15 protein-coding genes and 3 pseudogenes are annotated in these 15,839 nt (G+C 72.6%); 9 read left to right on the top strand and 9 right to left on the bottom strand.

Annotated elements, in window-relative coordinates; all coding sequences use genetic code 11:
- The first annotated feature begins 52 nt into the window (after positions 1-52).
- Positions 53-1,159 (top strand): restriction endonuclease, encoded by a 1,107-nt coding sequence (locus AB0M03_RS19900; protein ID WP_363492870.1) that lies wholly within the window; start codon positions 53-55, stop codon positions 1,157-1,159.
- A gap of 289 nt (positions 1,160-1,448) precedes the next feature.
- Here AB0M03_RS19900 and AB0M03_RS19895 read toward each other — a convergent pair whose 3' ends face one another.
- Positions 1,449-2,012 carry a hypothetical protein gene (locus tag AB0M03_RS19895; RefSeq protein ID WP_363492869.1) on the bottom strand — a complete coding sequence of 188 codons (564 nt, stop codon included), beginning with the start codon at positions 2,010-2,012 and terminating at the stop codon, positions 1,449-1,451.
- Positions 2,013-2,200: 188 nt separating this feature from the next.
- Here AB0M03_RS19895 and AB0M03_RS19890 point away from each other — a divergent pair, with 188 nt between their 5' ends.
- The 3 genes from AB0M03_RS19890 to AB0M03_RS19880 all read left to right on the top strand — a co-directional run bounded on the left by AB0M03_RS19890 (position 2,201) and on the right by AB0M03_RS19880 (position 5,329).
- Entirely contained in the window at positions 2,201-3,301 is a 1,101-nt protein-coding gene (locus AB0M03_RS19890) for an ATP-binding protein (RefSeq protein ID WP_363492868.1), read from the top strand.
- The gene (locus tag AB0M03_RS19885; protein WP_363492867.1) at positions 3,298-3,960 is read left to right on the top strand and encodes a response regulator transcription factor; all 663 of its coding nucleotides are present in this window, start codon (positions 3,298-3,300) and stop codon (positions 3,958-3,960) included. The genes AB0M03_RS19890 and AB0M03_RS19885 overlap by 4 nt, the downstream gene beginning before the upstream one ends.
- Before the next feature lie 421 nt (positions 3,961-4,381).
- A complete protein-coding gene (locus tag AB0M03_RS19880) occupies positions 4,382-5,329 on the top strand; it encodes a tetratricopeptide repeat protein (RefSeq protein WP_363492866.1) in 948 nt (315 codons plus the stop codon).
- Positions 5,330-5,342: 13 nt separating this feature from the next.
- On the opposite strand, the gene AB0M03_RS19875 is transcribed toward AB0M03_RS19880, so the two are convergent.
- The 4 genes from AB0M03_RS19875 to AB0M03_RS19860 form a co-directional block, all read right to left on the bottom strand.
- The gene (locus AB0M03_RS19875) at positions 5,343-6,512 is read right to left on the bottom strand and encodes a Ku protein (RefSeq protein ID WP_363492865.1); all 1,170 of its coding nucleotides are present in this window, start codon (positions 6,510-6,512) and stop codon (positions 5,343-5,345) included.
- Between the two features lie 162 nt (positions 6,513-6,674).
- Positions 6,675-7,325: a phosphoribosyltransferase family protein gene (locus AB0M03_RS19870; RefSeq protein ID WP_363492864.1), complete on the bottom strand. Its 651-nt coding sequence runs from the start codon at positions 7,323-7,325 to the stop codon at positions 6,675-6,677.
- A gap of 470 nt (positions 7,326-7,795) precedes the next feature.
- On the bottom strand, positions 7,796-8,950 hold the full coding sequence (locus AB0M03_RS19865) for a glutamate--cysteine ligase (protein WP_363492863.1): 1,155 nt from the start codon (positions 8,948-8,950) through the stop codon (positions 7,796-7,798).
- A gap of 206 nt (positions 8,951-9,156) precedes the next feature.
- Positions 9,157-10,065: a LysR family transcriptional regulator gene (locus AB0M03_RS19860; protein WP_363492862.1), complete on the bottom strand. Its 909-nt coding sequence runs from the start codon at positions 10,063-10,065 to the stop codon at positions 9,157-9,159.
- A gap of 147 nt (positions 10,066-10,212) precedes the next feature.
- Between AB0M03_RS19860 and AB0M03_RS19855 the strand changes: the two genes are divergently transcribed.
- The 3 genes from AB0M03_RS19855 (at position 10,213) to AB0M03_RS19845 (ending at position 12,089) form a co-directional block, all read left to right on the top strand.
- Entirely contained in the window at positions 10,213-10,623 is a 411-nt protein-coding gene (locus AB0M03_RS19855) for a RidA family protein (protein WP_363492861.1), read from the top strand.
- A complete protein-coding gene (locus AB0M03_RS19850; protein ID WP_363492860.1) occupies positions 10,620-11,474 on the top strand; it encodes an NAD(P)-dependent oxidoreductase in 855 nt (284 codons plus the stop codon). Before AB0M03_RS19855 ends, AB0M03_RS19850 begins: the two co-directional genes overlap by 4 nt.
- Positions 11,475-11,585: 111 nt before the next feature.
- Positions 11,586-12,089 carry a DUF1877 family protein gene (locus AB0M03_RS19845; protein WP_363492859.1) on the top strand — a complete coding sequence of 168 codons (504 nt, stop codon included), beginning with the start codon at positions 11,586-11,588 and terminating at the stop codon, positions 12,087-12,089.
- A gap of 21 nt (positions 12,090-12,110) precedes the next feature.
- Here AB0M03_RS19845 and AB0M03_RS19840 read toward each other — a convergent pair whose 3' ends face one another.
- Entirely contained in the window at positions 12,111-12,383 is a 273-nt protein-coding gene (locus tag AB0M03_RS19840; RefSeq protein WP_363492858.1) for a hypothetical protein, read from the bottom strand.
- 171 nt (positions 12,384-12,554) lie between these two features.
- Here AB0M03_RS19840 and AB0M03_RS19835 point away from each other — a divergent pair, with 171 nt between their 5' ends.
- Positions 12,555-12,764: a hypothetical protein gene (locus tag AB0M03_RS19835; RefSeq protein WP_363492857.1), complete on the top strand. Its 210-nt coding sequence runs from the start codon at positions 12,555-12,557 to the stop codon at positions 12,762-12,764.
- 312 nt (positions 12,765-13,076) lie between these two features.
- A pseudogene (locus AB0M03_RS19830) lies at positions 13,077-14,260 on the top strand (serine hydrolase domain-containing protein); the annotation flags it as partial.
- Positions 14,261-14,384: 124 nt separating this feature from the next.
- Here AB0M03_RS19830 and AB0M03_RS19825 read toward each other — a convergent pair.
- From AB0M03_RS19825 to AB0M03_RS19815, 3 genes and pseudogenes are all read right to left on the bottom strand, one after another.
- Positions 14,385-14,606, bottom strand: coding sequence for a hypothetical protein (locus AB0M03_RS19825; RefSeq protein ID WP_363492856.1), 222 nt, complete (start codon positions 14,604-14,606; stop codon positions 14,385-14,387).
- A 221-nt stretch (positions 14,607-14,827) separates the two neighbouring features.
- Positions 14,828-15,258 (bottom strand): annotated as a pseudogene (locus tag AB0M03_RS19820) (ATP-binding cassette domain-containing protein); the annotation flags it as partial.
- Between the two features lie 43 nt (positions 15,259-15,301).
- Positions 15,302-15,685 (bottom strand): annotated as a pseudogene (locus AB0M03_RS19815) (biliverdin-producing heme oxygenase); the annotation flags it as partial.
- Positions 15,686-15,839 lie beyond the last annotated feature (154 nt).

Below are 15,839 nucleotides of genomic sequence, written 5' to 3'. Positions count from 1 at the left end.
TCAGTTGCGTGACATCGCTGACGCGCCGTCAGCCGAGCGCCTACCGTAACGCGTGCCATCAACCATCCAGCTTTCAAGGGGGCACCGTATGTCCCGGAGCCGGAAGCTCCACCGCCTCAGCAACCCCGATTCTGTCGAGCGCCGCGCGCAGCGCATGCTGTTCCGTCACCTCCGTGACGACACCACTGCGGAACGCGGCCGGATGGCGAAGCGGGTGCATGAGCTTCAGCTCCTCCTGGCGATGGACCCGGTCGACTTCGAGCAGCTCATAGCCCGGTTGATGGAGGCCATGGGCATGCGGGTGGAGCTCACTGCCCGGTCGCGGGACGGCGGAGTGGACGTACGCGGGATCGACTCGGACCCGTTCCGCGGCGGGAACGTGATTGTGCAGGTGAAGCGGTACCGGGACACCGTGACCCCGTCCGCCGTACGGGACCTGTACGGGACGCTCCAGCACGATCGGGCCGCGACCAAGGCCGTCCTTGTGACGACCAGCAGGTTCGGGCCGAGCTCGCACCAGTTCGTCGCGGGCAAGCCGATCACGCTGATCAACGGCGCCGAGCTGGTGGGCCTGCTCAAGCATCACGGGTTCCACGAGGTGTTCGCAGCGGCTCGACACGGTGCCGTCGGCGCCGGCGGGGACGATCTGCCCGGTGTCGAGGTCGCTGCCGACCCGGCCCGGCTCCTCCTCCACTGGACCGGTGAGGAGGAGTACGACATCGCCGCCCTGGTGTGCCAGGGGAACAGGGCGCTGTCGGACGAGCACCTGGTTTTCTACAACAACGGATCGACGCCTGACGGTTCGGTGCGGCTGGTCACCGGCTACGGCGATGCGAACGCCTGCCTGATGGTCGACTTCGACGCACTGCCCGCCGACGCCGACCGGCTCGTCATCGTCGCCGCGGCCGACACCCAGAACCACCCGACCGCGACCATGGCCGGATTCGCGGGACCGGCTCTGATCCTCGAACCGGGTGCCGACCAGGACCCGGCGGTGGCGCACCTGGCCGACGGCGCCCCGGCCAACACTGCGATGCGCCTCGGCCGGTTCGATCGCGACACCTCCGGAAACTGGGACTTCACCCCGGCCCTCGCCGGGTACCCGGGCGGACTGCACCAGGCCGTCGTCGCGTACGGCCTCGAGGTCGAAGACTCGTAGCAGGATCGGCGGAGTGGCGATGCCCTGTCCGGTATTGCGGCCAGGAGCTGGGCCGTTCCTCCGTTGCCGTGGAACCGATGCGGCCGGTCGGCGGGCGCTCCCCGGGTCGGGCGTGCCGGGCGGCCGTCCGTCCGGCATCGGTGGAGAGGCGAGCGGAAAAGAGCGGGCAGGACCGAGCGGCTGCAGCGGGCGCCGGCGGTGCGGATATTGCCGACCGGAGGGGGTGGTGGTCGGCGGCACCTAGCGGGCGGGGGTCGGGCCAGGGTCAGCCGAGGATCGTCGGCTGCCCCTACGCGGGTATGTGCGTCGGGCGGCGCAGCGTGCGGCGGGCGTAGTCGATGGTGACCGCGCCGAGCAGCGGGCCCCAGGCGACCAGAGGGAGGTAGCAGAGCGTCATCACCAGGCCGGCAAAGCCGTGGGGCGCTTCGGGGCTGCCCATGTTCTCGGGGCTGCTCCAGACGATCAGACCGAAAGTGCCCACGGTGGTGAGGGTCAGGGCGCCGAGTGCGGCCGGGACGACCGCGGCCAGCGGGTGCACCCGGCGACCGCCGATCAGTGGCATCCAACGGGGAGCAGTGCGGCCCCAGGGCCGAACCAGGCCGAGGGTGAGGAAGGCCAGCAGCTCGGCGCCAATGCTGAGCGAGAGCATGTAGACCGTCCCCCAGCCTGGGACGACCCGGTGGAGTTCGGCCAGCAGTTCGCCCGTGAAGCCCATGGTGGCACCGAGGCCGAAGCACACCCGCCACAGGCCGGAGGGCACGGTGGTCCAGACAGCAGCCTTGGCGGCCAGCTGGGCCCAGTGGGGGGCAGGCACGGGCGCCGGCTGCGCAGCGGACATATGGGCGGCATTCATGGGACGGCTCCTTCCGCGGGCCGCCCCGGTGGCGGCCCGACATCTTCAAGGCTGACGTCGGCGCGGTGGTAGGCGGCAGATGCCGATCAGCAGGTTCTACCGCCCATGGGGCGTTCCGCGATGTGCCGATCGGCAGATGTACGAGTCTCTGACGGTCCGTAGGCTGACAGCATGTCGAAGGAGGCGCGATGATCTGGCAGGTAACCGCGGCGGTGGCCGTACCGGTGGCGGTGGTCTGCGGGCTGCTCCTGCGACGCCGGTTCGGCGGCGCGGCGGTGGTGACGGGGGCTGCAGCCTCGGTCTCCCTTGCGGTCACCGTCGACGCATGGGTGGTCGGGCAGTGGGCGGAGGCCGACCGCTTGCCGACGCTGCTGGGGCTGGCCGATCTGGTGGTCCTCCCGGTGCTGGTGGCGGTGGTGGTGCGAACGGACCGCAGTCGTTGCGGGCCTGCTGCGGCGGTGGCGGCCTCCGCAGCCGTGACGCTGTGGCCGTCCCGGTTCCAAGGAGCCGTCGGGCCGGGCGACACTCTGGCGCTGATCGGGTTCGGTGCGGTCCTCCTCGTACCGGCCGTACTCGCGGGCGGCTATCTGCGGGCGCTGGACGAGCGGCGACGAAAATCGGTGACCGCCGCGCGGCGCACCCAACGCCTGGAACTCGCCCACGACCTGCACGACTTCGTGGCACACGACGTCAGCGGCATGGTGGCGCTGGCCCAGGCCGGCACAGTCCTGGCATCCGCGGACCCGGCCCGGGCGGCAATGTTGTTCGAGCGGATCGAGAGCGCAGGCCAACTCGCGCTCACCTCACTCGACCGCACGGTCCGATTGCTACGCGCCGACCGTGAGGACGGCAGCGAGGACGGTGAGGACGATGGCGCCGAGCGCAGGCCACAGCCCGGGCTCGACGACCTCCCCGCGCTGGTGGAGCGGTTCGCCGGTGCCGGCAGCGCCGAGGTGCGGTTGGACGTGCCGGTCCCCACGGTCGACGTGTCGCGGGAGACGGCGGCCACCGCCTACCGGATTGTGGTCGAGGCTTTGACCAACGTCCGGCGGCACTCCCCCGGAGCCCGGACTGTGGACGTGCAGGTCCGGCGAGTCGGTGGGCAGTTGGACGTCACCGTCACCGACGACGGCACGGGCGCGCCCACCACCGGCGTGAGGCGGGGCGGCAACGGGCTGGCCGGGCTCACCGCCCGAGTGGAGGCTCTCGGCGGCTCTCTCACTGCCGGGCGCCAAGCCGGAACGGGTTGGCAGTTGGTCGCAACAATCCCTGTGGGGGTGGCACGATGAGCATCAGGGTCCTCCTGGCGGACGACGACGAGGCGATCCGCGGCGCCTACCGGATCATTCTCGATGCCCAACCCGATCTGGAGGTCGTCGGCAACGCTGCCGACGGGGTCGAGGCACTCGACCTGGCGCGTCGGCTGCGCCCCGACGTCATCCTGGCGGACATCCGGATGCCCCGGCTGGACGGCCTGGAGCTGACTCGGCAGCTGGGCGGGGAGTTCCGTGTCGTCGTGGTGACCACCTTCGATCTTGACGAGTACGTGCACACGGCGCTGAATGCCGGCGCGGCAGGCTTCCTGCTCAAACGCTCGGGGCCCGCGCTGCTCGCCGAGGCGGTGCGGGCAGCGGTGGCCGGCGACGCGCTGATCAGCCCGCAGATCACCGTGCGCCTGCTGCGTCAGCTGTCCGGCCGGACGGCGCCCGAGGACGCCCCGAGGTCCGACAGCACAGACGGCACCGCGGCAGTCCGGGAGGCGTTGACGGCCCGTGAGGCGGAGATCGCCGGGCTGGTCGGCGCCGGTGCGACCAATGCCGAGATCGGCGCTCGGCTGTTCATCAGCGCCGGGACGGTGAAGAACCACCTCGCGACGATCCAGCGCAAGCTCGGTGCCCGAAACCGCGTCGGAATCGCCGCTTGGTCCTGGGAGACCGCCCGCCGGTAGCCGTCCCGTGCCAGACCGGAACGAACACCGGGACAACCGAACACTGGAGCCCGCTGCGCCCAGGACCCGACGGCGGCAGGAAGCCGGGCCGTCCGAGGGCCAGCACGCATACACCCGTATGCTCTGCGGCACTTCGTGGAGAGGACTGTAGCGGTGCTGAAGTGGCGTTGAAGTGGCGTTGGTCGAAAATACGGGTCGAGGCCCGGCTCCGGCGCTGGCAAAAACAGGGCGCGAAGGAGGCGTGGTCCGAAGCCGAGGTGTCGGCGCAGAAAGCAGCGGCGATCGCTTCCCGAAGGTGGGGCCCGGACGTGCCGATCACGCTGCAGTGCAAGACCGCGGTCGCCTTCGCACAGGCGTGCCAAGGTCGGGACGCGGAGGCCGAGGAGTACCTGCGCCGCAGCATCCAGGTAGCGGCGAACGGGTGTCCGGGCGCGCATTGGCGGAAGCACGCACCGTACTCGCGGAGATTGTGAGACTCTCCGGACGCACAGCGGAAGCAGCCGAGGTCGCCCGGTCCGCGCTTGCGGCCGAGCCCGGCGCCGCCGAGTACGCGGACATCAGCGCACGCCGCACGCTCGCCCGGGCTCTGGGCGACCTCGGCCGGCACAGCGAGGCCGCCGAATCCCTGGCCTCCCTTGCAGCTCGCACGCCCCGCACGGGAGGGACCGCCGCAACGCACCTGCAGGACCGCGTCAACGCCCTGGTTCACCTCGCCTACCTCGGCCGGCACGAGGAGGTCACGCGGGAGGCAGCCGCCGTCCGGATCGACGCCGCCTCAGCGGACGGGGAGGCAAGAGAACTGGTCCCGCTGTCCGCACTCACCAGCCTGGCGTTCAGCCTGTCCGTGCAGGGGTGCTTCCAGGAGGCCGAGGCCCTGCTGCGCCCCGCCGTCGCACAGACCGACCCACGGGGCCGCGAACAGTTCGTCCGAACCCTTCAGCTCGGTCTCGGACGTGCACTGGTCGGGCAGGGACGGGCGGAGGAAGCGTGGCAGATCGTGGGCGGTCCGGCGTCCGCGGCCCCGGACGAACCGCTCGTCGCAGCGGCCGCGAACGCCGCCCCGCAGGATGCGAGCGCCACCGCGCTGATCCGCGCCACAACACTCCTCGCCCTCGACCGGCCCATCGATGCGGAACTCGAGGCACGCCGCTGCATCGAACTGTGCGAGAGCCACCTCGGCGAGTTCCACCACCGCCGCTTGGAGGCCGATACCGCTCTGGGCACTGCCCTCGCCCGACAGGGCGAACACGACGAAGCCGTCGAACTCCTGACGGCCGACCTCCACTCCTGGCACGCCCACTTCGGCGATGAGCATCACGGAACGAAGGCCGCCCGACTCGCACTCACGTCGGCGACCACGTATGCCTGACCGGTGTTGAGGGTCAGGAGGCGTCGCGCAGGCGACTGCCGCGGCCGGCTTTGGCGACGGCGTCCTGGAGCTCGTCGCGGTTCATGGTGGAACGGTGCGGGATGTCGAGGTTGGTGGCGCGTTTGTAGAGCTCGCCCTTGGTCAGTTTCGACAGGTCCTCCCCCTTCGCCCTGCCACCGGCGGTGACGCGCTTCTTCGCTCCGGCCGGCTCCTTGTCGGCCTTGGCGGTGGTGGAGGTGGACTTCGTGTCCGCCGCCGTCTTGGGGGTCCGACGGGACCGGGTTGCTGCCCGGTCCCGGGAGGTGGACGGTCCGGCCTCCGTGCCGCGGCCCTCACGCCGGTCGCCATCACCGCGACTGTCGCCACTGCCACTGTCGGAGGCTGCGGCGGTCTCGCCGGTACGGGCGGTGTCCACGCTGCGGCGCAGGAGGTCCATGAGGTCGACGACGTTGGTGGACTCCGGGGCCGGTCCGGCCGAGAGGGTGAGCTCGCGGCCGGCCTGCTTGTCCTCGATGAGCTTGCGGACCTGCTCCTCGAAGGTGTCCTGGTACGCCTCCGGGTCCCACTCGACGGCGAGCGCCTCGATCAGTTGCTCGGCCGTGGCCAGCTCCTGACCGGTGAATTTCGCCTTGCCGTCGGGCAGGTCGTCGATCTCCTTGCGCGGGTCGCGAACCTCGTCGGCGAAGTGCATGGTGTGCAGTTCCAGCAGGCCGCCCTCGGAGCGCACCGCGGTGAGGTACTCCTTGCCCCGCATGGAGAACATGGCCAGCCCGGCCCGGTTGGAGCGCTCGAGCACCTCGGTCAGCAGCTGGTAGATCTTGGCGTACTCGGGTCCCTTGGGGCCCAGGTAGTACGTCCTGTCGAAGAAGATCGGGTCGACCTGGGCGAGGTCGACGAAGCCGGAGATGTCGATGGTCCGCGAGCGGCCCGGGGAGATCTGCTCCAGCTCTTCGGGCTCCACGACGACGTACTCGCCGTCCTCGACCTCGAAGCCCTTGACGATGTCGCCGAACGCGACCTCCTCGCCGGTGCGCTCGTTCACCCGCCTGTTGCGGACCCGGTCCGCGGTGCCGCGCTCCAACTGGTGAAAGCGCACGGTGTGCGACTCGGTCGCCGTGTAGAGCGCGACCGGCACCGTCACCAGGCCGAACGTCAGCACCCCGGTCCACACCGGCCTGGCCATATCGGCCTCCTCCATGACGTGCCTCGCCGTACCGTGCCGCGGCGCCGGCCTCCCGCCCGACAGCCCGACCGCTCGACAGCCCGCTCCGACCGTACGCTCCGGCCGGCCGCCGGGCCACCGGGCTTCTGCGCAGCAGAGCATCAGGTCAAACCAGGCCCCGGGTCAGGTCACCGTGTGCACGGCTGCCATCGCGTCGAGCACCTCCCGGTCGGAGGGCGGGTGGAAGTCCGCGTACCAGTCGCCGACGTCCCGCAGGTACCAGGGCCGGTGCAGGCACACCAGCTCGTCGACCACCGGCAGGACCACGGCGGCGGCACGGGGCGCGCTCACGGGTGCGGCCATCACCAGTGCGGCCGGACGCCCGTCACGCAGACGGCAGAGCGCAGCACGGGCGGCGACTCCGGAGGCGAGGCCGTCGCCGACGAGGATCACCGTACGCCCCTCCACCCGGGGGAACGGGCGGTCGCCGCGGTAGAGCGCCTCGCAGCGTTCGACCTCGGCCCGCTCGTCGGCGACGGTACCGTCGAGCCCGTGCGCGGTCACGCCCAGCGTCCTCAGCGCGTTCTCCTCCCAGTGCGGGGGCGCGCCGGGCAGGAGGGCTCCCACGGCGACCTCCGGGCGGTCCGGTGCCCGGACGAGGCGCGCCACCATCACGTCGAACGGCGCCTCCAGCACGGCAGCGACGGCCGCGCCGACCGGCACACCGCCGGGCGGCAGGGCGAGGACCAGCGGGTCGGGCGGGACACCGCCGAGCCGCCGGCAGAGCAGTTCGGCGAGTTCCCGTCCGGCCTGCTCCCGATCGTGGAAACGCATCACGTCCACCTTCTGCCTGCCGCTTCCTCTGTCGGCCGGCGTCTACCCACCGCAAGGAAATCCAAGGCACATGGAGGTCGTCGGCGGTTCTCCCCCGCTGCACGGGCGGGGGTGACGTGGCGTGATGGAGCGACTGCGCGGGCGAACGGGAAACCGCGGCGGGTTCTGGCACGCTTTGCAGTCGCAGTCCGTGCACCGGCGTTGACGCCCTGTCGGGAAGCGCCGCGCCGACCCTCAGTAGGGCAGCGGGCGTCCGGACGGCGTTCTGAGGTCCAGCGGGGGCCGCGGGCGGCCGCGGCCGGGCTGCTGCACGGCGATCCGAATCCTGGCCATGACCCTCACCTCCTCTGACCTCGGTACAGAGTGACGTCTGCCCAGGGCCGATGCTTTCCAAGCCTGCTGGACGAATTTCCGTACCGGACCGCACAACCGAGTCGCACAACCGGGCCGTTGCTGATACCGCGTCCGGCTCAGGACGCCGCGCTCTCCGCCGCGATCATCGCGATCAGGCCGGGCCGCCCGTGTTCCGCCAGGTGCCGGCGCTGGCGGTCGGCGCCGTTGCCCTCGGCCAGTAGGCGGCGGACCAGCGGGGCCACCGCGCGGGTGTCGCCCAGGGCCTCCAGCGCCGGGCCGAGCCGGTCCATCATGCCGCGGACGATCTCTCCGGCCGGCCGGGAGAGGCCGGTGTCCGGGTCGTGCAGGGTGTCGCCCAGGCCGTACCGGGCGGCGTGCCACGCCGCGCCCTCCAGGCTCTCCGGAGTCCGCGGTGCCGGCGGGCGCCCTGCGGCGGCGTCCTGGATCGCGGTGACGACCAGTGCGCGGACGAGTCCGGCCAGCATGACTGCTTCGTCGGCGCGCAGTTGGACGTCCATCGCGCGCAGTTCCACGGTCGGGAACTTCGCCGAGAGCCGGGCCTGCCAGTACAACTGTCCGCGGTCGCGGATCAGCCGGGCCTCCAGCAGGTGGTCGATCCGGCGTTCGTAGTCCGCCGCGTCCGCGAAGTGGGGCGGGATGCCGCTGATCGGCCAGCGTCCGAAGACGACCGTGCGCCAGCTCGCGTAGCCGGTGTCGGAGCCGTACCAGAGCGGCGAGTTGGCCGACAGCGCGGTGAGCACCGGCAGCCAGGGGCGGAGGCGGTTGAGCACCTCGACGCCCGTCTGCGGGTCCGGGACGGCCACGTGCACGTGCATGCCGTTGATCATCGCCTCGTCGGCCAGCCGTGAGACGGCCTGTCGGATGGTGTGGTAGCGCGGGGCGTCGACGATCTCCGGGGGCGCGGAGGGCGCGTACGGGGCGGTGCCGCAGGCCGCGAGCCGGCAGCCAGAGGTCTCCGCGGCCTGCGCCAGGGCGTGGCGCAGGCGCAGCAGGTGCCCGCCGACCTCGTCGAGGTCCCGGCAGACCGGGGTGGCGACCTCCACCTGTGCCTGGAGCAGTTCGTTCTGGAGTTCGTCGTGGTGGATCGCGGGGTGGAGTCCGGCGATCGCGCGCACCGCGTCGACCCGTGGGAGTGGCAGGCCGCTGTCCGGGTCGAGCAGCAGGTACTCCTCCTCGACCCCGACGGTCGGACGGTCGCCCGTGTTCTCGAGAGGTCGGCCCCCGTCTGCCGTGTCGGTGCCTGCGTCCATGTCTCCGGGCTACCACGTCCGCCCGTTGACCACATCCGGGCGGGCACTCACCTGGGCTGGAATGAGCTGCTCACGACGTCGGGCGGCGTTCTGTGCGCCCCCGTGATCGACGTACGTGCCGGGTGCCGGGCGTCGTCGGGCACCGAGTACGTCTCGGTGATCGTCCGGGCACTCTCGGGATGCGGGTCGGGCATGCCCGCATGCCGTCATGCGTCTCCCGTGGCGGGCAGGTCGTTCTTCGCGGGCACGGCGGCGTCGCGGAGGGCGGTGACGAACCGGGCGGCGGGGGTGTCGTGGGGGCGGAGGGCGGCGTGGACGGTGCGGGTGGGGGGCTCGGTGAGGTCGCGGACGAGGACATCGGTGCGCAGCGCCGGGACGAGCAGGTCGGGGACGAGGGTGATGCCGAGGCCGGCGGCGACGAAGGCCTGCTTGCCGAGCAGGCTGCCGCAGTCGATGTCCAGGCGCGGGGTGAAGCCGGCCCGGGCGCAGAGGCCGGTGAGCAGGGTGGCGGAGCCGGAGTAGTCCTCGACCCAGGTCTCGTCGGCGAGTTCGGCGAGGTCGACCCGGGTGCGGCCGGCGAGGCGGTGGCCGGGCGGCAGCAGCAGCCGCAGGGGGTCGTCGAGCAGCGGGACGAGGTCGATGCCGGGCATCGCGGGCAGGCCGGGCGGGTAGTCGGTGACGACGGCGACGTCCAGCTCCCCTTCCTGAAGCCTGGGGAGCAGCTGCGGGGTGACGTCCTCGGTGAAGGTCACCCGCACGGACGGGTCGTCGGCGGCGAAGCGGGTGAGGGCCCGTGGCAGCAGGGTCGCGGCCGCGGTGGGGACCGCTCCGACGCGCAGCCGGCTGCTGCGCCGGCGGCCGGCGGCGGCCACCTCCTCGGCGGCGCGGTCGGCGCGGGCGACGATGGCGTGCGCGTGGTCGAGCAGGATCGCTCCCGCGGCGGTCGGCCGTACTCCTCTCGCGTGGCGCTCCAGCAGGGGGCTGTCCAACTGCCGCTCCAGTGCGGCGATCTGGCGGGACACTGCCGACTGGGTGTAGCCCAGCACCTCGGCCGCCCGGCTGATCGACGCCTGGCGGCACACCTCGCGGTAGGACCGGAGGGCTGCGAGTTCCATGGGCCGATCGTACGTCGAGGTATGCGTACTGCGCATGGGTGGGGTGCCGGATATTCGCTTCCGGCAGAGCAGCGGGCGGGCGAGGATGGCGGCGTCGGGCACGGCCGTGCAGGGTGTGCGGCTGCCGAGAGGGAGAGTGAGTGCGTCATGTCGGAGATCACCCGGATCGCGGCGCCGGCCGGGGTCGCGCCGAGCGGGCGGTACAGCCATGTCGTGAGCGGGCGCGGGCGGTTCGTCGCGGTGTCCGGGCAGGTGGCGCTGGACGAGGACGGCAAGCTGGTGGGCGAGGGCGATGCGGCGGCCCAGGTCCGGCAGGTGTTCGCCAACCTGGAGCGCTGCCTGGCCGCGGCGGGTGCGGGCTGGCGGGACGTCGTCAAGATCACGTCGTTCCTGACCGATGTCGCCCATCTGTCGGCGCTGCGGACGGTCTGGGACGAGGTGCTCGATCCGGAGCATGCCCCGGCGAGTTCGGCGGTGCAGGTCGCGGCGCTGGTCCGGCCGGAGTTCCTGGTCGAGATCGAGGCGTTCGCGGTCGTGCCCGAGGAGGCGGCGCCGTGAGGGTCGCGGTGTGCGGGCTCGGACGGATGGGGGGCGCGTTCGCCGACGCGCTCGTCGCCGAGGGACACGGGGTGACGGTGTGGAACCGCACGCCCGGGCGCGGGGTCGCGGGCACGGCGGTGGCGGAGAGCCCCGCGGCGGCGGCCGGTACCGCGGAGGTCGTGGTGGTGATGGTGCTCGACGGACCTGCGGCGCGCGAGGTGCTGTTCGGGCCGGACGGGGTCGCCCGCGGGGCCGCCGTCGCCGACGCGAGTGGCGGTGGGACGGTCGTGGTGAATGCGTCGACCGTCGGGCCGGACGAGTCCCGGGCTCTGGCGGCGGAGGCGGCCGGGGCCGGGCTGCGGTACGTCGAGGCGCCGGTCCTCGGGTCGGTGCCGGCGGTGCGGGCGGCGACGCTGACCGTCCTGGTCGGCGGCGAGGACTCCGACGTGGCGGCAGCGCTGCCCGTCCTGCGGGCCTGGTCGCACGCCGGGCAGGTCCGGCACACCGGGGAGGTCGGGACGGCGTCGGCGCTGAAGTTGGTGGCGAACCTCGGGCTCGGCGTGGTCGCGGCCGGGCTGCGGGACGCGGTCGCCCTGGGGCGGGAGCTCGGGCTGGCCCGCGAGGCCGTCCTGGACGTCCTCGCCGACGGGCACTTCGGCCGCCTCGTGGCCGCCAAGCGCGAGCGGCTCGACACGGGCGACTACGGCGGGGCCGACTTCACGCTGGGGGCGCTCGCCAAGGACCTCGGGCTGATGCTCGCGGCGGGCGGCTCTCTGCCGCTGCCCGTGGTCGAGGCAGCCGCCGGCGTCGTCCGGGCCGGAGTGGAGCGGGGCGGCGGGGACTCGGACATCGCGGTGCTGGGCGCCTGACCGGGCGTCGGTGCGAAGGGCGGCCCGCGTTCGCTCCCGGTGTGGGTGCGCCGGGATACCCTCCCGGTTCTGCCGGCCACGACGCCGGGCCGTTCACCGAAGGGGACAGTCGTGAGTTACCACATGCACCTGCGCGCCGTCCGGGAGTCCGAGGTCCGGAAGGAGTACGCCTGGCTGGAGGAGTTCATGGCCGCTGCCTGGGGCTGGGACGTCCACCCCGCCGAGTGCGCCGCGGGCGTCGCGAAGTCCTTCGAGAAGGACTTCGGCCTCGTGCACGAGCTCTACGAGGCGGCCGCCGGTCGTCCCGAGGGCGCGGGCGGGGCATGGGAGCTGCCCGTCTACGGCGGTGACGTCGTCCGCCACCCGACCGACGCGCAGCCGCCTTTCGCCCACCTGACGCCCGGGGCGACGCAACGGGCCTCGGCCTTCCTCACGGACGTCCCGTTCGACGCCCTCTGGGCATCGGCCGGCCGCCGTCTGCACGCCTCCTTCGGCCCGTCCTGGGCGGAGGAGGACGTCAGGGGCATCTTCGTCCGGCACCACGAAGGCATGCGGGCCTTCTACGACCGCGCCGCCGCGGACGGCAGGGCCGTCGTCAAAGCCTTCTGGTACTGAGCCCTTCCCCGACCGCCGGGGTCACCGGTCGGGACGGTGGTCCTGGCCTATCGCGGCGGCGAGGTCTTCGGCGGTGTCGACCGGGAAGGGCCCGCCGTTCAGCAGGACGGCGGATATCGTCACCTGGTCCGACCATTCGATGACCAGCCGCTCCCGGCCGCGCACGTAGCAGTTGCGGCCCCAGACCGTGCGGCGCCCCTGGATCTCCGGGAAGGCGGCAGGGCCGGGCTGCAGAACGCGCGACCAGCCTGCCCGCTCAATCTCCACATCCCAGAAGCCCGGGCCAGCGATCATGTCAACCTCCTACGAGGTGCACGATACCTTCACATCCGGGGCCCGGCGGGACTGTCGCGGGGCCAATGCGGACCGGGGGTGCATCGGCGGCGCGCGGGAGGCTCCACAAGCCCCGGAGCGGCGGACTCCGGAGCTCTCCACACCTCTGCTATCACCTGCTATCTTCACGGTATGGCGAAGACCCAGGTGAACCTCCGCATGGACGAGACCATCGCCGAAATGGCCAAGCACGCCGCGGAAACCCGCCGCATGCCGGTGAACGACTACGTGGCGCAGCTGATCCGCGACGACAACGAGAAGCTGCGGCACACCTTCCTGGCCGGCGCACAGCAGGTGCTCGACGAGTACGGCGACCTGCTGGACGGGATCGAGGCCGCGTGATCCTGCTCGTCGACCTCGCACGGATCCTCGAGGTCGCCGAGCGGGCGGGCTCCCGGCCGAGCTCGACCGGGAACGGGTGACCGCCGCGGCCGAGGAGCTCAAGCGCCCGGGCTCCACCGCAGCCGACCTCGCCGCCGTCCTGCGGACCTGGACGGCCTGAGCGCCGGTCACGCCGAACGGGCCGTCAGGCCGTCGCTCGCCGCACTCCCGGCCGTTCGCGCGGCTCCGAACGAGTGGACTCGCCGGGCGGCGTGCCGGGCCGCGGTGGTGATGTTGCCGTCCGAGCCCGTGACCTGGAAGAGGCGCCCCGACGTGCGACGCACCTCCTACCGCCGGCTGTTCGCCGCAACGCTGATCGTGGCGTCCGCGCTGGCCCCCGTGACCGCGGCTCCCCCCACGGACGTCCACGCCGCGAGCGCCGACCGGCACGACCGGGACGACTGTGCGGGTGACGGTCTCGGCCGCGAGCTGACCGCCCGTCTGGACGGGACGATCGAGGACGTCCGCCGGCAGGCGGGCATCCCCGGTGCGGTCGTCGGGCTGTGGCTGCGGGCAAGGGGTGCTACGTCCGGGCGACCGGTGTCGCCGACACCGCCGCCCGCGAGCCGATGCCCGTCGACACCTTCGTCCGGATCGGCAGCGAGACCAAGACCTTCACGGTCACCGCGCTGCTCGAACTCGTCGACGAGGGCAGGGTCGGGCTGGACGACCCCGTCTCCGGCTACGTCCGCGGCGTCCCCGACGGCGACCGGATCACGCTGCGTCACCTCGCCGAGATGCGCAGCGGCCTGTTCCCGTACACCTCCGACCCGGACTTCATCCACGACCTGCAGAGCGATCCGGAGCGCCCCTTCAACCCGCGGGAGATGCTCTCGTACGGCTACCGGCACCCGAACACCTTCGCGCCGGGCGAGGAGTTCCAGTACTCCAACTCCAACCTCGTGCTGCTCGGCCTGGTGGTCGAGAAGGTCAGCGGCCGGCGGCTCGCCGACTTCGTCCACCGGCGGGTGCTGCGCCCGGCCCGGCTGCGGCACACGCTGTTCCCGGACGGGGCCGAGTTCCCCGAGCCGCACGCGCGCGGCTACACCGACCAGACGCTGAGCGGCGCGGTCGAGGACGTCACCGACTGGAACCCCAGCCGGGCCTGGGCGGCCGGGGCGATGATCTCGAACCTGCAGGACCTGCGCCGCTGGGCGGAGGTCGTCGCCACCGGAGAGCTGCTCAGCCCCGAGACCCAGGCCCAGCGGCTCAGGACGCTGCCGACCGGCTCCCCCGGTACCGGCTACGGCCTCGGGATCTTCGAGACCAACGGGTGGATCGGGCACAACGGTTCCATCCCCGGCTACGAGACCGTGACCGTCTACCTGCCCTCGCAGCGGGCCACCCCGGTCATCATGATCAACACGGACGTGAGCAGCCAGGGCCAGGAGCCGTCCACCCTGCTCGCCCGGGCGATCACCGCGGCCGCCACCCCGGACAACGTCTACGCCGGCGCGGTCGTCCCGCACTGGGCACTGTCGCCGGTCGGGCAAGCCACGAGGGGCGCCGGGGGTACCTCCCGGCCGAAGGCCGGGGGTGGAACTGCGCCCCTGACGTGCCGTCCCACCGAGCGGTCGAACGCTATGCGCCGCGTGGCAGGTGGAGCAGGATCCCGGTGTCGGCGGTGCGGCTGAGCAGGCCCGCCTCCTCCAGTGCCCCCAGGGCTTCGAGGAGGACGCCGAGCGGCAGGCCGAGGGCCAGTGCCGCATCCGCCAGGGGGAGCCGCAGGTGCGGCGCCGTACAGGCCCTGGGCGTGTCCTCGGCCAGGTCGGCGAGGAAGCCGCCGACCCTGGCCTGCCCCACGGACCGTGCCTCGCACACCCATTGCCCGACCGGGCCCTGCCACCAGTCACCGTCCACAGGACACCTCCGCCGTCCGGCACAGCTGCACCCAGGTCACCATGGTCCACCTGCACCACCCAAATGGTGGTGCACAAAGCATTCGTGTCGCCGTGTGGCCGGTAACGATCCGGTCCCGGGGCGGCCCATCCTCCCGGGCCACGCACCTCCCGGGGTCGGGCCGGGCGTTCGGGGAGCACGAGGGGCGCCCCGGTGCGCGGATGCGCGAGCACTTCCACCGGGTGGCCGTAGACGCGGCTGAGCAGGGGGGTTGCAGGACGTCGGCGGCCGGTCCGTCGGCGACGGTGGTGCCATTGTCCATGAGGACGATGCGATCGGCGTGGGCTGCGGCCAGTGACAGGTCGTGCAGGACGACGACCACGCCGTCGCCGGCATCGGCGCGCCGCCGCACGACGCGCAGCACCAGTTCCTGGTGGCGCAGGTCGAGGGCGGCGGTCGGCTCGTCGAGGAGCAGCAGCGGCGTGCGCTGGGCGAGTACCCGGGCGAGGGCGACGCGGGCGCGTTCGCCGCCGGAGAGCGCGGTGAAGGGCCGTTCGGCGAGGTGGGTGCATTCGGTGGCGGCCATGGCCCGGGCCACCGCGTTCTCGTCCCGGTCGGCGACGGCGGCGCCGCGCCACGGGGCCGGGCTCGTCGGTGCCTCAGGCGCTCAGGCGGTGCTGTGCCCCGAGTTCCCGGAACACCGCGCCGTTCAGCACGAACGCCCGCTTGCACTCCTCGACCACCCGGCGCCGCTCGACCCCGTCCAGGGCGAGACCGGCCGCGTCCAGCCTGTCCCGGTACTCCCGCTTGCAGGCGGCCGGGTTGTCGATCTCCTCGAACACGTAGAAGCGGACGCCGTCGCCCTTCCGCGCGAAGCCCCAGGTGCGTTCCGCGGTGCCGCGGATGATCTGACCGCCCGACAGGTCGCCCAGGTAGCGGGTGTAGTGGTGGGCGAGGTAACCGGCCGGCCAGTCCTGCGCCAGCTCCTCGATCCGTGCGGCGAGGGCGGCGGTGGCGGGCAGCGGTGCCAGGCCCTCGCGCCAGTCGAATCCCTTCGATTATTTAGGTTAGGCTAACCCTAAATCAACGTCTTGCCGGCGGCGCGTCGGGAAGGAGCCGGCCGGGAGGCGGGGTGCCTCCCGGCCGGCCGTGGGGCGGGGGTGTCAGGCGCGGCGCAGCTCGGCGCCGACCGTCAGT

Origin of the sequence: Kitasatospora sp. NPDC051914 (assembly GCF_040680995.1) — a bacterium.
Classification (GTDB): Bacteria; Actinomycetota; Actinomycetes; order Streptomycetales; family Streptomycetaceae; genus Kitasatospora.
This window is presented reverse-complemented; position numbering and strand designations above follow the sequence as displayed.

What these genes read in the sequence shown, in the direction of transcription:
- AB0M03_RS19890 (WP_363492868.1), top strand. Translation starts at nt 2,201, where the DNA reads ATGATCTGGCAGGTAACCGCGGCGGTGGCCGTACCGGTGGCGGTGGTC.
- AB0M03_RS19870 (WP_363492864.1), bottom strand. Translation starts at nt 7,325, where the DNA reads ATGCGTTTCCACGATCGGGAGCAGGCCGGACGGGAACTCGCCGAACTG.
- AB0M03_RS19895 (WP_363492869.1), bottom strand. Translation starts at nt 2,012, where the DNA reads ATGAATGCCGCCCATATGTCCGCTGCGCAGCCGGCGCCCGTGCCTGCC.
- AB0M03_RS19875 (WP_363492865.1), bottom strand. Translation starts at nt 6,512, where the DNA reads ATGGCCAGGCCGGTGTGGACCGGGGTGCTGACGTTCGGCCTGGTGACG.
- AB0M03_RS19840 (WP_363492858.1), bottom strand. Translation starts at nt 12,383, where the DNA reads ATGATCGCTGGCCCGGGCTTCTGGGATGTGGAGATTGAGCGGGCAGGC.
- AB0M03_RS19885 (WP_363492867.1), top strand. Translation starts at nt 3,298, where the DNA reads ATGAGCATCAGGGTCCTCCTGGCGGACGACGACGAGGCGATCCGCGGC.
- AB0M03_RS19865 (WP_363492863.1), bottom strand. Translation starts at nt 8,950, where the DNA reads ATGGACGCAGGCACCGACACGGCAGACGGGGGCCGACCTCTCGAGAAC.
- AB0M03_RS19860 (WP_363492862.1), bottom strand. Translation starts at nt 10,065, where the DNA reads ATGGAACTCGCAGCCCTCCGGTCCTACCGCGAGGTGTGCCGCCAGGCG.
- AB0M03_RS19835 (WP_363492857.1), top strand. Translation starts at nt 12,555, where the DNA reads ATGGCGAAGACCCAGGTGAACCTCCGCATGGACGAGACCATCGCCGAA.
- AB0M03_RS19855 (WP_363492861.1), top strand. Translation starts at nt 10,213, where the DNA reads ATGTCGGAGATCACCCGGATCGCGGCGCCGGCCGGGGTCGCGCCGAGC.